Origin of the sequence: Comamonas sp. 23 (assembly GCF_049601575.1) — a bacterium.
Lineage (GTDB): Bacteria > Pseudomonadota > Gammaproteobacteria > Burkholderiales > Burkholderiaceae_C > Comamonas > Comamonas squillarum.
In genome coordinates this window covers 351,922-366,909 of the sequence record NZ_CP187127.1, presented here as the reverse complement: position 1 = coordinate 366,909, position 14,988 = coordinate 351,922, and the positions used below count along the sequence as shown (strand labels likewise).

General features: G+C 66.5%; 6 protein-coding genes and 1 riboswitch. Of the genes, 2 read left to right on the top strand and 4 right to left on the bottom strand.

What is annotated here, in order from left to right; all coding sequences use genetic code 11:
* Positions 1–39: 39 nt before the first annotated feature.
* Positions 40–2,793, bottom strand: a complete 2,754-nt coding sequence (gene metH / locus ACPEE1_RS01430) for a methionine synthase (RefSeq protein WP_116927468.1) — start codon at positions 2,791–2,793, stop codon at positions 40–42.
* Positions 2,794–2,828: 35 nt separating this feature from the next.
* A riboswitch (S-adenosyl-L-homocysteine riboswitch) is annotated at positions 2,829–2,941 on the bottom strand.
* A gap of 225 nt (positions 2,942–3,166) precedes the next feature.
* On the opposite strand from metH, the gene gltS reads away from it, so the two are divergent.
* Positions 3,167–4,405, top strand: a complete 1,239-nt coding sequence (gltS, locus tag ACPEE1_RS01425) for a sodium/glutamate symporter (RefSeq protein WP_423935027.1) — start codon at positions 3,167–3,169, stop codon at positions 4,403–4,405.
* A 64-nt stretch (positions 4,406–4,469) separates the two neighbouring features.
* Here the strand turns inward: gltS and ACPEE1_RS01420 are convergent, their stop codons facing one another.
* The gene (locus ACPEE1_RS01420) at positions 4,470–4,925 is read right to left on the bottom strand and encodes a PACE efflux transporter (RefSeq protein ID WP_021025337.1); all 456 of its coding nucleotides are present in this window, start codon (positions 4,923–4,925) and stop codon (positions 4,470–4,472) included.
* A 68-nt stretch (positions 4,926–4,993) separates the two neighbouring features.
* Between ACPEE1_RS01420 and ACPEE1_RS01415 the strand changes: the two genes are divergently transcribed.
* The gene (locus tag ACPEE1_RS01415; protein WP_116927466.1) at positions 4,994–5,932 is read left to right on the top strand and encodes a LysR family transcriptional regulator; all 939 of its coding nucleotides are present in this window, start codon (positions 4,994–4,996) and stop codon (positions 5,930–5,932) included.
* Here ACPEE1_RS01415 and ACPEE1_RS01410 read toward each other — a convergent pair.
* Both ACPEE1_RS01410 and ACPEE1_RS01405 read right to left on the bottom strand, forming a co-directional pair.
* The gene (locus tag ACPEE1_RS01410; protein WP_423935026.1) at positions 5,929–9,297 is read right to left on the bottom strand and encodes a mechanosensitive ion channel domain-containing protein; all 3,369 of its coding nucleotides are present in this window, start codon (positions 9,295–9,297) and stop codon (positions 5,929–5,931) included. The genes ACPEE1_RS01415 and ACPEE1_RS01410 overlap by 4 nt on opposite strands.
* A 135-nt stretch (positions 9,298–9,432) precedes the next feature.
* Positions 9,433–14,934, bottom strand: coding sequence for a DNA repair ATPase (locus ACPEE1_RS01405; RefSeq protein ID WP_423935025.1), 5,502 nt, complete (start codon positions 14,932–14,934; stop codon positions 9,433–9,435).
* Between the last annotated feature and the right edge of the window lie 54 nt (positions 14,935–14,988).

The window sequence follows — 14,988 nt, the reverse complement described above, 5'->3', positions numbered from 1 at the left end:
TATAGGCTGTATTTCCGTTTTACAACCTAAGGATTGTATTTACGCCAGATTCGGCGCCAGCGCGCGGCGCAGGACCTCGATGTCCATGCCCCGGCGCTGGGCCATATCGGCCAGCTGGTCCTCGCCGATTTCGCCGACATTGAAGTAGACGGCTTCGGGGTAGCCCAGGTAGAAGCCACTGACGCTGGAGGCGGGGAACATGGCCAGGCTCTCGGTGAGGTGCATGCCGATATCGGCGGCATCCAGCGCCTTGAACAGGTCGATCTTGGCGGTGTGGTCCGGGCAGGCGGGGTAGCCGGGGGCGGGGCGCACGCCCTGGTATTTTTCCTTGATGAGTTCCTCGTTGCTCAGCTGCTCATCGGCGGCATAGCCCCACAGGTCTTGGCGCACGCGCAGGTGCAGGCATTCGGCAAAGGCTTCGGCCAGGCGGTCGGCCAGGGCCTTGAACATGATGCCGCTGTAGTCGTCCAGTGCGGCTTCAAATTCCTTGTCCTTTTTCTCGGCGCCAATGCCAGCCGTGACGGCAAACAGGCCGGCGTAGTCGCCGATGCCCGATTCCTTGGGGGCCACAAAGTCGGCCAGGCAGCGGCTGGGGCGCATCACGTTGTCCACCGCCTGCTTCTCGGTTTGCTGGCGCATGCCGTACCAGGTCAGCAGCTCGGTGCTGCGCGACTCGTCGGTGTAGAACACGATGTCGTCGCCCACGCGGTTGGCGGGGAACAGGCCCATCACGCCATTGGCCTGCAGCCAGCGGCCTTCGATGATCTTCTTGAGCATGGCCTGGGCATCAGCCAGCACCTTGCGCGCCTCCACACCGACCACCTCATCGTCGAGGATGGCGGGGTACGGGCCGGCCAGGTCCCAGGTCTGGAAGAATGGACCCCAGTCGATGTACTGGGCGATCTCGGCCAGGTCAAAGTTCTTGAACACGCGGCGGCCCAGCACGCGGGGCGTGACGGGCGGGTGCGCGGCAAAATCCACCGGGGTGGCATTGGCGCGGGCCTGGGCCAGGGTCCACAGCGGCGTTTTCTTCTTGTTGGCGTGCTGGGTGCGCACCTTGTCGTAGTCGGCCTCCACCTCTTGCAGGTAGCGGTCCTTGTTCTCACCCAGCAGGCTCTGGGCCACGCTCACGCTGCGCGAAGCATCAGGCACGTAAAGCACCGGGCCTTCGTACTTGGGCGCAATCTTCACCGCCGTGTGCACGCGCGAGCAGGTGGCGCCGCCAATCAGCAGCGGAATTTTCTTGATGCGGAAATAGTCGTCCTTGTGCATCTCGCCGGCCACATACTGCATCTCTTCGAGGCTGGGCGTGATCAGGCCCGACAGGCCAATGATGTCCGCGCCCTCGGCCTTGGCACGGGCCAGGATCTCGTGGCAGGGCACCATCACGCCCATATTGATGACCTCGAAGTTATTGCACTGCAGCACCACGGTGACGATGTTCTTGCCGATGTCATGCACATCGCCCTTGACGGTGGCGATGACGATCTTGCCCTTGCTCGACACGTCCACGCCCGCCGCTTCCTGCTGGCGCTTTTCCTCTTCGATATAGGGCACCAGGTGGGCCACGGCCTGCTTCATCACGCGGGCCGACTTGACCACCTGGGGCAGGAACATCTTGCCGGCGCCAAACAGGTCGCCGACGATGTTCATGCCGTCCATCAGCGGCCCTTCGATCACATGCAGCGGGCGCCCGCCGCCTTGCATGACGATGGTCTGGTAAGCCTCTTCGGTATCTTCGGTGATGAAGTCGGTGATGCCATGCACCAGTGCATGCGACAGGCGCTCGTTGACGGTCTTGGGGCTGTCTGGCGTGCCGCGCCATTCGAGCTTCTTGCTGTCGTCCTTGGCGCCGCTCTTGGCGCTGTCGGCCACTTCGACCAGGCGCTCGCCGGCGTCGGGGCGGCGGTTGAGCACCACGTCTTCGACGCGCTCGCGCAGCACCGGCTCGAGGTCGTCATAGACGCCGACCATGCCGGCGTTGACGATGCCCATGTCCATGCCCGCCTGGATTGCGTGGTACAGGAACACCGTGTGGATCGCCTCGCGCACCGGGTCGTTGCCGCGGAACGAGAACGACACGTTCGATACGCCGCCGCTCACCTTGGCGCCGGGCAGGTTCTGCTTGATCCAGCGCGTCGCCTCGATGAAGTCCACGCCGTAGTTGTTGTGCTCTTCGATGCCGGTGGCCACGGCAAAGATGTTGGGGTCGAAGATGATGTCCTCGGGCGGGAAACCGACCTCGTCAACCAGGATGCGGTAGGCGCGCTCGCAGATCTCGATCTTGCGCTCGTAGGTATCGGCCTGGCCTTTTTCGTCAAAGGCCATGACCACGGCGGCGGCGCCATAGCGCTTGACCAGGCGCGCATGCGCTTTGAACTCGTCCACGCCCTCTTTCATCGAGATGGAGTTGACGATGCCCTTGCCCTGGATGCAGCGCAGCCCCGCCTCGATCACCTCCCATTTGGAGCTGTCGACCATGATGGGCACGCGGGCGATATCGGGCTCGGAGGCGATCAGGTTCAGAAAACGCACCATCGCGGCCTTGCTGTCGAGCATGGCCTCGTCCATGTTCACATCGATCACCTGGGCGCCGTTTTCCACCTGCTGGCGCGCAACGGCCAGCGCCTCTTCGTACTGCTCGTTCAGGATCAGGCGCGCAAAGGCCTTGGAGCCCGTCACGTTGGTGCGTTCACCGACGTTGACAAACAGGCTGTCCTCGCCAACAAACACGGGCTCCAGGCCCGACAGGCGCATGGGAGGAACGGAAACGGGGGCAGCAGACGCGGACATGGGGCTCACCTGTGAAAACCAGAAAACAGAGACAGAACAGGTGAGCGCCGTTGATGCGGGCCATGCGCGGCATGCCCGTCGACCTGCCCCAAGCCTGACAGGCCTGCGATGGGGGTACCACCGGCCTGCTGCAGCGCTCCTTGGAACAAGGCCCTGCATTTTAAGCCAGGCCGGGCGCCAAAGCACAGGCAGAGGGGCTTGTCCATAGCCACAAACACCATTCACCATTGTTGGTTATAGACCTATTCAATCAGACGATGCTTCGGCATTCACCCATATTGCAGCGCTTTGCCGGCAAACAACGCCAACCCATAGGCAACACCGGCTTTCTGTTTTCAAACAGGTCCAGGCCTGCTTTTTGAGGAGAATTCCCTTGCATCTGAGTTTCAGTGCTTACTACACCCTGATCTTTGCCGTCCTCGTGCTCTTGCTGGGCAAGTGGCTGACGCGGCACATCCGCTTCCTGCGCGACTTCAACATCCCCGAGCCCGTCTCCGGCGGCCTGGTGGTGGCCGCCCTTATCTTTGCGCTGCACCAGGCCACCGGCCTGACCCTGGCCTTTGCCACTGGCATGCAGACCAGCTTCATGCTGGTGTTCTTCTCGTCGATCGGGCTGAGCGCCAACTTTGCCAAGCTGCGCGAAGGCGGCATGGGCCTGGTGGTGTTTCTGGGCGTCATCGTCGCCTTTATCTTTGTGCAAAACGGTGTCGGCGTGGGCTTGGCCACCTTGCTGGGGCTGGATCCGCTCATTGGCCTGGTCGCGGGCTCGATCACCTTGCTGGGCGGCCACGGCACCGCTGGCGCCTGGGGCTCGGTGCTGGAGAACCAATACGGCCTGAGCGGCGCCACCGCGCTGGGCATTGCCTGCGCGACCTTTGGCCTGGTCATCGGCGGCCTGCTGGGCGGCCCTCTGGCCAAGCGCCTGATCACGCGCCACCAGCTGGCCCAGCCACGCACGCTGGCTGAAAAGGAAGTGAGTGAGCACACCCCAGGCAACGACAGCAGCCAGGTCGCCAATTTCGAGACGCCCAATACCGCCCCGCGCCTGATCACCGCCGAGGCCGCCATCGAGACCCTGGCGCTGTTTGCCGGCTGCCTGGCCTTTGCCGAGTTCATGACCAGCGCCACCCAGGGCACGATGCTGCAGCTGCCCACCTTTGTCTGGGCGCTGGGCGGCGGCGTGGTGATCCGCAATGTGCTCGACTACGGCTTTGGCTTCAAGGTGTTTGACCGTGCCATCGATGTTTTTGGCAACGCCGGCCTGTCGATCTACCTGGCCATTGCGCTGCTGTCATTCAAGCTCTGGGAGCTGGCCGAGCTGGCCGGGCCGCTGATGCTCATCCTGGCGGTGCAGACCGTGGCGCTGGCGCTGTTTGCCGTCTTCATCACCTTCCGCACGATGGGTCGCAACTACGACGCCGCCGTGCTGGCCGCCGGCCACTGCGGCTTTGGCATGGGCGCCACGCCCACGGCTGTGGCCAATATGCAGGCCATCACCAGCCAGTACGGGCCCTCGCACAAGGCCTTCCTGATCGTGCCGCTGGTAGGTGCGTTCTTTATCGACATCATCAATGCCTTTGTGCTGCAGCTGATGATTGCCTGGTTGCGCTAAAGCACAGCCATTAACAGCAACGGGGCGCCAGTGGTAACACGGCGCCCCGTTGTGCTTTCCGACCCTACTGTGCCGATTGCGGCAGGCCAAACAGGCGGTCAAACGACCAGTTGAAGACAAAGGTGTAGACCAGGAAGAACAGCAGCAGGCCGATGTCCATCACCAGCGCATCCCAGAGGCTGACCTCGAACCACCAGGCAAACAGCGGCACGAGCATGAAGACGAGACCGCCTTCCATGCCCAGCGCATGCGCAATGCGGCGGCCCAGGCCGCGCCCACGGGTGGGCTGGGTGGCTTCCCAGCGCTCGAACAGGTGGTTCCAGACCACGTTCCACAGAATGGCGATGGCCGACGAGGCGGCGGCTACGACACCGGAGTGCGCAGCGCCCTGGCCCGACAGAGCCGACAGGCCTGCCGTGGCGGCCACGATGGCGATGGCCTCGTACAGGGCCACATAGACCACGCGCCGCATCGGCCCCTGCAGCGACCAAGGGCTGTTGTGTATTTTTTGAACTGACATGGGGCGCTATCTTATGTGTCATGAACTGATAACATAAGTCAGAATCTTTCATAAAAATTGATACATCAATGCGCAGTGCCTTCGCCCCCTTTGACTCCGACACGATCCAGACCCTGTTGGCCGTGCTCGACCATGGCAGCTTCTCGGCCGCAGCCCGGGCGCTGGGCAAGGTGCCCTCGGCCGTCAGCATGCAGATCGCCCAGCTCGAGGCCGAGCTGCAGATGCCGCTGTTTGCCCGCGAAGGGCGCGAGCCCCGACCGCTGCCCGCCGCATTGGCGCTGGAGCCGCAGGCGCGCCTGCTGGCCGCGCAGCTGCAGCAGCTCAACGCCCATGCGCTGGCGCTGGAGCAAGGGCTGGAATCGCGGCTGAGCCTGGTGATGGCGCCGGAGCTGCTCTCAGCCCCCTGGGCTGCGCCACTGGCCGCGCTGGCGCAGGAGTACCCGCAGCTGGCCGTCGAGGTGCTCACGGCCCCCCAGGCCGATGCGCTGACCATGCTGCACAGCGGCCGCGCGCAGCTGGCACTGGTCTTTGAGCGGCCGAGCCTGGACGGCCGCGAAGGTTTTCAGGAAGTGGCGACCGAGACCTTGCTGGCCGTCATCGCCCCCAGCCACCCGCTGATGCAGGCGCTGGTCCAGGCGCCTGCGCCCGGCGAGGCCGCCCGGCCCCAGCTGCGCGAGCACCACCTGACCAATACGCGCCAGATCATCGTTGCCAGCCGCGACTGGTCGCTGGACCATGAGCGCCTGGTCTACGCCCGCGATGTCTGGCGCACCGACAACCATGTGGCTGCCTTGCAGATGGTCAGCGCCGGCATTGGCTGGGGCTGGCTGCCCCAGCCGCTGGTGGCACCGCTGCTGCAGTCGGGCGCTCTGGTGGCGATGGAGTTTGCCAACCTCAGCAATGGCGCCCAGCTCTATGTGGATGTGGTCTGGTCCAAGGAGCACCCGATGGGCCTGGCCGCCAAGCGCTTTGTGGCGCTGGTGCAGGCAGCCTCCCAAACACCTTAAGCGCCCGGGGCTTCTTGCGGCGCAGCGGGGGCGGGCGGCAGGTCGCGCACATGGATGTCCATCTGCGGGAAGGCCACCGCAATGCCGGCTGCCTTCAGCCGCGCGTTGATGCTGCGGTTGAGGTCGTTGCGCACCGGCAGGCGGTCATCCACCGCACCCACATAGACGCGCAGCTCGAACTTCTGGCCCTGGCCTTCGAGCGCCATGAACCAGCAGTTGGCCTCGGGCTCGCGCAGCACCTTGGGGTGCTCGGCCGCAATGGCCAGCAGCATGCGCTGCACCTCGCCCGGGTCGCTGCCGTGCGCAACCGAGACATCGATGATCAGGCGCGTCACATCGTCGCTCAAGGTCCAGTTGGTCACCTGGCCGGTGATGAAGGTCTTGTTCGGGATGACGATTTCCTGGTTGTCGAAATCCAGCACCGTGGTGGCGCGCGTGCGGATGCGGGTGACGGTGCCGGTGTGCTGGTTGATGGTGATCACATCGCCGACCCGGAAGGGCCGCTCGACCAGCAGAATCAGGCCCGAGACAAAGTTGGCAAAAATCTCCTGCAGGCCAAAACCCAGACCCACGGTCAGCGCGGCGGCCATCCACTGCAGCTGGCTCCAGCGCAGGCCCAGCAAGGACAGCGCGCTGACCGTGCCGGCAATCGTGATGCCGTAGCGCGCCAGGGTCGCCATCGTGTAGCGGTCCGAGCTGCTGACCCGGCGCGTGCCGGAGAACACCACCTCGACCAGGCCGGGCAGGTTGCGCGTCAGGCTGAAGGTCATCAGCAAGATCAGCGCACCCACCAGCAGGTCCATCAGGCTCACCGGCGCGGGGCGCGCAATGCCACTGGCCTCGGTATTGGTGGTGTACCACAGCACCACGCCCTCAAAGCGCAGCAGCGCTGGCAGCACCGGCGACCAGGCGTACACCAGGCTCAGCGCCACCAGCACCCGCTGCAGCAGGCCCAGCAGGCGGTGTGCCTGCGTGCTGACGGTGACCAGCGCCATCTGGCTTTGCTCATCGGCGGCATTGTTGTTGGCCGGGGCGGGGCTGCCAGTGGCGGCATCGGCAGCCGCTGCCGCATTGGCCGCCTGGCGCTGCAGCGCAGCGGCGCGCAGGCGGTTGAGCGCCAGGCGGCGCTCGCCCAGCAGCAGCCAGCGCCGCAGCAGGCTGACCAGCACCTCGGCCGCCGCCAGGAACACAAAGCTGCTCAGCAACGCCTGGATCACCTCGGTGGCGGTGTAGACATAGCCCAGCCCGATGCCCACCAGGGTCACGGCCAGCACCAGCAGCACGGCCACGCTCACCACCTGGCTCCAGCGCAGGCCCGGGCGCTGCTTGCGCAGGCTTTGACGCAGGTAGCGCAAGGCCATCCAGCCCAGGCCCAGGGTCAGCACCAGCAGGCACATGCGGCCCCAGGTGCTGATCGCCGAATCATCGTGGCTGAAGAAGGCCAGGCCGCCCAGCAGATCGATGGGCACGATCAGCCAGGTGGCGCGCAGCACCATCTGGCGCAGCACCTGCACGCGCTCGCGCGGCCAGCCAAAATGCGCCACCGCCAGCCCGCAGGGGCGGAACAGCACGTTGAGCAGGGTCACGACAAAGACAAAGGCACTCAGCTGCTCGAGCGCCTGGCCCAGCGGCTCGAGCGCCACCGGCGCTGCCGTCGATTGCAGCAAGGTGCCCAGGGCGGCCGTGGCAAAGCTCCAGGGCAGCGCATACAGCAGGCTCCAGCCCAGCGCCATCAAGGTCAGGCCAAAGTGGTCCTGCGAGAAATTGTCCACCTGCGTGGCAATCGCCTGCAGCTTTTGCAAGGCATAGCGGCGCAGGCCCAGCAGCAGCAGCACGCCGGCAAAGATACCGGCATAGATCCAGAGGTTGCGCAGCATGCTCGCGCCCAGCGCCCGCGCGGTGTTCCAGGGCGAGGCGCTCGCGCCCTGCTCCAGGGGCGCACCGTCCGAGCTGCGCAGCACCGAGCGCCATTCGTCCAGCCAGGCGCCGCCCATCGCCAGATGGCTGGGGAACCACAGCAGCTCCTTGTCCATCACCTGGCGCAGCGCGTTGCCGCTGTTCAAGGTCGATTGCAGCGCCGCATCGGTCTGCTCCAGCACCGCAATGCGCCGCAGCAGCAAGGGCTGGAGCTGGTCAATCAGCGCGGCCTGCTTGGTCCACAAGGCTGTGCTCTGGGCACTGCCGCGCGTAGTCATGCCCGAGTTGCCGCCACCCGTGGCCGTGCCGTTGAGGCTGAAGCGCCGCTCGCTGGCATTGAACAGCGCCAGCCGCAGCTCGGCCAGCTGCCGCAACGTGGCCTTGCGGCGCGACTGGATGGTGTTGACGGTGGGCAGCGCCACGCGCTGCTTCCACAGCCACTGGCCCACCGAGGCGCTGCCGCCCAGGCGCAGGCGCGCCTGCGTGTCGCGCAAGGCCGAGGCCAGCTGGCTTTGGCGGTATTCGTCGCTCGCCAGGTCCTGGCGCTCTTTGACCAGGCGGTCGTTGTGCGCCAGGATCTGGGCGGCCAGCGCGCTGTTTTGCTGCGCCAGCTCGCGCACGGCGGCCGAGGCCTCGGCCGTGTCGTTCTCGGCCGCCTGCGTTTGCTGCACCTGCTGCTCGAGCTGCTGGCGGGCGCGGTCGGCAATGCGCTGGTTGAGCCAAGCCACGCGCGGCGTGCGCTCGAGCAGCTCGCGGCGCTGGGTCTGCAGTTGCACATCGAGCAGGCGCTGGCGGGTCTCGATCGTCGATTGCTCTTCCTGGCGCAGTGCCAGCTCCTGCGTGGCGCGGCGGTGCTCGGCGCTGCGGCGCTGCTGGCGCGCCTGGGTCAGCGCCTTCGACTCTCCCGGCTCGGCCGTCACCGGCGTCGCGGTCTCCTGCACGCGCTGCTGCAGGCTGGCCAGGTCGCTGCGGCCATTGCCGGGCTGGGCCACCAGGTTGGCCTGTTCGGCCGCCGATTTCTCGATGCCGGACTTGAGCGCGGCAATCGCCTCGCGCTCGTCGGTCAGTAGCTTTTCCAGCACTTCCTGGCTGGCATTGGCGGGTACACGCTCTTCCCAGCGCGTCTGTATCTGGCCCAGCTCCTGGTCACTCAGCGGTGCGGGGGGCGCGCCCGCGGGGGTCTGCACGCGGCTGCGCAGGCGCTCGAGCGACTGGGTCAGCGCATCGGCCTCCTGCTCGGCCGTGGTGGTGGCCTCGCGCTGCGCCTGGATGGCGCGCTCTTCATCGCTGCTGCTCGATGAACTGCCCCCCAGGCCCGCCAGCGAGGTCAGTGACTGTGCCGTCGCTGCCGAGGGGAGCAGGCATGCGCACAGCAGCAGCCACAGGGCCGGCAACCACCAGCGTGGCAGACCCTGGCGGGCAGAGAAAGAGAGGGGGGAGGCTCGCATCGGCACAGTGTATCGGTATGCGCCCTCCCCGGAGGCTAGGACAAGGGCGCTGCTTGCACCTGATAACAATGCTTTCAACGTCCCTGGCGGTGGCCGTGGCGGTAGTGGCTGCAGTTGCCAGGGACGCTGGGATGCTCAGCGCGGTGGCCGGCTATCCTGCATGCGGTCAAAGGCCTTGTCGATATCGTCGGCCTGCAAGGTGGCCTGCAGCGGCTGGCGGCCGGCGCGCTGCTGGTCGATCTGCTCTTGCATGCGGGTGGCGACCTGCATCAGCACGCGGTGCAGCCCCAGCTGCTGGCGCCGGCTCTGGTCCAGGTGCTCGACCACCGGCTGCAGCGACTGCAGCACCAGCTGGCCCAGCTGCTGCACGGCCAGGTCCAGCGGCGGTGCATCAGCGTGGCGCGCGGGCTGCGGCGCCGGCGCGCTGTCCAGCACCGCCTGGCGAATGCCGTCGAGCGACTGGCCCACGGCCGTTTGCGCCTGGCCCCACTGCGCCAGCATGCGCTGCAGGCCCTCTTGCGCGGCGCTGTCACCCTGGTGGCGGTCCTGCTGTGCCTGGGCCATCGCACGCGTAGCGGCGACCAGGTCGACCAGCTGGGTCGTCACGCGGGTGGTCGCATCGGCATTGGCGCCACCTGCGGCCTGCTGGCGCTGGAACTGGGCCTTGATCTCGGCCCAGCGCGCCTGGGCCTGCGCATCGGCGCTGCCGCGCAGCTCGGCGAGCTTGAGCAGGTTCTCCTCGGCGCCGCCGGTCAGCATCTGCGCCTCGCCCTGGTAATGGTCGCTCAGCATCTGCGCCATCTCGGCATCGTTCATCACCGGGGTGATCTTCTCGGCGAGCTTGTTCATGTTGCGGTAGCTGCCCTGCAGCTTGAAAGGCGGCTCCGTGCGGTAGCTGTCGTCCTGCGCGGCGCTGTGGATGTACTGCTGGTTGACCTTAAACACCAGCTCGCGCACCTGCAGCATGCGCTGGAGCACCGCCTCCATCTCGCGCAGCTCGGCGGCCGCATAGTCGTGCGACAGCGCATTGGCCGACACCTCCTTGCCCTGCACCCGGTCGAGCAGCAGGTACAGATCCTGCAGGCTGCGCGTGGCCATCGGCGCGAGCACCGCGTTCGAGGTCATGCTGTTTTCGATATAGCTGAGCTTGAAGACCTCATCCATGCCGCCCAGCACATCGCCCAGGTTGTAGATGTCGGCGCGGTTGGCCAGCATGTCGGGGATCTTGAAGACCTCGCCCGACTCGGTATAGGGGTTGCCGGACATGACCACGCAAAAGCGCTTGCCGCGCATGTCATGGGTCTTGGTCTGGCCCCTCCACACCCCTTCGATGCGGCGCGTGCCATCGGACAGCGAGATGAACTTCTGCAAGAACTCCGGATGCGTGTGCTGGATATCGTCGATATACAGCATCACGTTGTTGGCCATCTCCAGCGCGAGGTTGAGCTTTTCGAGCTCCTTGGCCGCCGTCGCATCGGGCGCCTGGGCCGGGTCGAGCGAGCGCACCGAGTGGCCCAGCGCCGGGCCGTTGATCTTCATGAAGATGAGACCCAGGCGGTTGGCCACGTACTCCATCAAGGTGGTCTTGCCGTAGCCGGGCGGCGAGATCATCATCAGCAGGCCCATCTGGTCGGTGCGCTTGTTCTCGCCCACGACGCCGATCTGCTTGGCCAGGTTGTCGCCAATCACCGGCAGGTAGATCTCGTTGATGAGCCGGTTGCGCACAAAGGACGACAGCGGCCGGGCCTTGAACTCCTCGAGCCGGAAGCGCGCGCGGTACTCGCCCAGCAGCTGCTGGCGCAGCGCCTGGTAGCGCTCCCACTGCGGCAGATAGCGGCGGTAGTGGCGCGCCGCACGCGTGGTCAGCTCGTCGAGCTGGATGGACATGCGGCCGGCATCCACCCGGCCATGCTGGCCCAGCAGGCCCAGCACCTCGCAGCGCAGATCCACATTGCTGACCTGGTGCGGCAGCTCGCCCTGGCAGACCAGCCAGGCGGCCGCTTCGCTGCAGTAAGGCAGCCAGGCGGCACGCTCGGCCTCGGGGGCGGCCTTGGCCACTGTCTGCAGCCAGTGCAGCGCGCTGCGCCAGCGCTGGGCCAGCGGTGCGGCGCCGCGCTCGCGGCTGGCCTGGCCGGCCTCGCCGCCCGCCCAGTAGCGCTGCAGATCGGCCCAGTGCAGGCCTTCCTTGGGGCCGGCCTTGAGCGCCTGCTGCAGCGCGGCCACCACCGCCTGGCTGGCGCCCGAGAAATGGAAGCGCAGCGCCTTGTGCGCCAGCTCGGCCTGCAGGTAATCGGCGGCGGCGCGCAGCAGGTTGTCAGTCTCGCTGTCCCACTCTCCCGCATCGGGCGCTGCCGCTGCCAGCAAGGGGCTGGCCGGGTCGGCGCGCAGCAGCGCATCGAGCAGGCCCTGGTCCTGCGCAAAGGCGCGCAGCTGGGCCATGATGTCGGTCTGCAGCGCCAGGCGCTCGGCCTCGCTACCCAGCAGCTGCTGCATGGCCTGGGCCTGCTGCGCGCGCTCGGGCCAGCGTGCAATGCTGCTGGCCAGCTGGGGCTGCTGGATATGGGCCTGCTGGCTCCAGAACAAGAGCGCCAGGCTGCGTGCCTGCGGCGCATGGCGCAGCACCCCGGCGCCATCGGCCAGCGGCACCAGCGCCTGCAATATGACGGCCGCATCATGGTCGTGGATGCCGCGCTCATAGCCGTCGCGGTAGCGCGGCGCAGAAAACTCGCGGATCGCCTGGGTCAGCGCCTCGCCATCGGGCAGGAGCTGGCGCAGGCGGTCCTGGCTCCAGCCTTCGCGCCCGGCACGCACGGCCTGCACCACCTCCAGCGCCAGGTACTCGCCCCGGTACATCTCGGCCGATTCGGCCGGCGACGAGGCATCCCAGTAGGCCTGCAGGCCGGCCAGCTCTGCATTGTCCACCGGCTCGAAGTACTCGGTGCCCACCAGGTGCAGGTAGAGCTGGCCGTCGCGCGGCAGCAAGGTCAGGTCCAGGTCCTGGTTGCCCACCGAGAAACGGTGGCGGCCCAGGCGGATCAGCTTGCCATCGCCCTCGTACAGGTCGGTTCGGTCCTGCAGCGCGCGGAAGGCCTGGTCGCGCAGCGACTTGATGCGGCTGTCGATGTCATCGGCCTTGACGGGGTCCTGCAACTCGCCGCGCAGGCGCCCGGCCAATTCCTTGAGCTTGGCAATGAGCGGGTCGCCGGCAAAGAACGCGTGCAGTGCCTCTGGGCTGGCGATCTTTTCGGTGCGCTTGGGCAGGCCTTGCACAATGCGCAGCGCGGCATCGAGCACGCCCTGGGCGCGGCGCTGGCGCTCGTCCTGCAAGGACTGCTTGCGCGCCTCGAAAGTCTCCAGCACCTCTTCGCGCTTGGCGATGATGTCCGAGAGAAACTGCGCATGCTCGCCAAACTGGCTCTCGATGTCTTCGAGCTGCACCAGGAGGCGCGCGAGCTGCTCATCGCATTTCTCGGGCGTCTGGGCCAGGTTCAGGCCGCTGACGATGCTTTGCGAGAACAGCGCCAGCTGCGCGGCAAACTGGGCCAGGTTCTCGGCGCTGCCCAGGCCGGATTTGCGCTGCTCGGCGCGCGCGCGCACCTGGTTCAAGCGGGCGTAGATGGACGAGATGCGGTCCACCACCGCCGTGCGCTGGGTGGCGTCGTCAATCTTGAGGCTGCCCATCAGCTCGGACAGCAGATCGAGCGCGGCCGACATCTGGGCCATCTGCGCCAGCGGCTCGGCCAGCTGCACCACCGTGGTCGCTGCCTGGGCCTGCTGGTCCAGCGCCTGCAGCTGCTCCACATAGGGCTGCATGGCCGCGTCGGTGGCGATAAAGCCGGCCGTGCGCTGCGAGACTTCAGCCTGGGCCTCCTCGGCCGTCTGCACCATGGCCTCGATCGCTGCGGCATCCACATAGCGCAGCTCGCGCGTGGCCAGCAGCTGGCCGCGCAATGCGGCCAGATCGGTCAGCGCCCCCACATAGGCATCGATGCTGTCGCCGTCGGACAGGCGAATCTGCTTGAGCAGCTGCGCATGGCGGCTGCTGACCTCGCCCATGGCCTTGGCCGAGGCCTGGCGGATGCTCTCGACCTTTTCGTACTCGTCGAGCACCGCGTCGCCGGTGGCGACAATGCCCAAAAGGTTCTCATGCAGCGCCTGCATGCCCGGGCTGCTGAGCCAGTGGTAGCGCTCAAAGAGGCGCCGCGCCGTGTCGATCAGCCGCTCATAGCGCGGCAGCGAGACCTCGGTGGCGGCAATCTCCTTGCGCACGCTGTACAGGTCGGAGATGCCGCTGACCAGCTCGGCATTGCCGATGCGGCCCAGCACGCTGTCCTTTTGCGGCTGGCGCGCGGCATAGTCGTCCGACGCAAAGGGCGTGCGCCACAGCTGCATCGGGTGCACGCGCGAGGCCTCATTGCTCTCGGCAGCAAAGATGACAATGCGGCCATCGTCCATGCGCGCATAGCCGTGGCCGATCAGGGGCGGCTGCAGCGCCCGCTCGATCAGGTTGTACTTGAACAGCGCCATGCGCCCGCTCTCGGGCTCGTAGAACACATAGAGCACATCCTCGCCATTGGGCGAGCGGATGCTGCGGCGGTAGCGCATGCCCTGCATGTTCTGCTCGAAGGCGCGGTGTTCGCCGTTTTGCAGATAGTAGCCACCGGGGAAGATGATGCCGTGGTCCTGGGGCAGCTGGATGCAGGCCGCGCCAATCGCATCCATGCGCAGCACCTGGCGCGACAAGGTGTTGTAGACCAGGTAACGCCACTGGTCCTCACGGTAGGGCAGGATCTTGAGCAACACCAGGCTGCCGACGGCCGCGTATTCAAACACCGCGTCATCGAGCGACTGGTTCTTCTCCTGCACCGGCTCGCGGTAGATGCCCAGGCCGTCATTGGTGTTGTTCTCGACCTTGATCGTCAGGTCGCCGTCAAGCGTCTCGACAAACACCTTGTCCAAGATATTGATGTGCGGGTGGCGGCCCTGCACCAGGTGCTCGCGGCCGGCGCGCTGCCACTCAAAATCATGGGGGGCAGGCAGCTCGATGTCGCGCTCGCCCCGGTTGTCGATGTAACGGATCTGCTGGCCATCGGGCGAGACCGACCAGCGGAACACCCGCACATCGCCCAGGCGCTCGCCGATCTGGAAGCTGGCCAGCAGCTTGCCATCCCGCACCGCCAGCTGCATCAGCTTGGTGTGCTTGTAGTAGGCGTAGAGCTCCTGGAAATCCTGCACAAAGCTCTGGATGCCCAGGAAGCTGTCCTTGAGCTCGACCGGCGTGACTTCGTAGCCCTGCTCGCCCTCGTGCAGGCGGTAGAGCGCAAACACATCCTCGATGCGCGTCTCCTGCTTGAGGCCCATGAACACGTTGTAGCCAAACAGCAAAAAGCCGCCGACCTGGGCGATGTCGCGGCCCAGGCAGTTGTTTTCGGTGCGCACCCGCATGCGGGCGATGACCTCCATCTGGCTGCGGCCAAACTCCTCCAGCCGCGCTTCGTTGAGTTCGCGCGCCAGCGTCTCCAGCGCCTGGCCCTGGGCATCGAGCCGCTTGGCCAGCACTTCATAGGAGCCGCCGCTGGCGACGGCGTCGTCAACGGCAGAGCGGTCCGGTGGGTGGTTGGTGGGGATAGTGGACATGGCTAGAGCGGCAGAGAATGCGGTGGGGCAAGGCCGGCCAGCACGGGTGCTGGG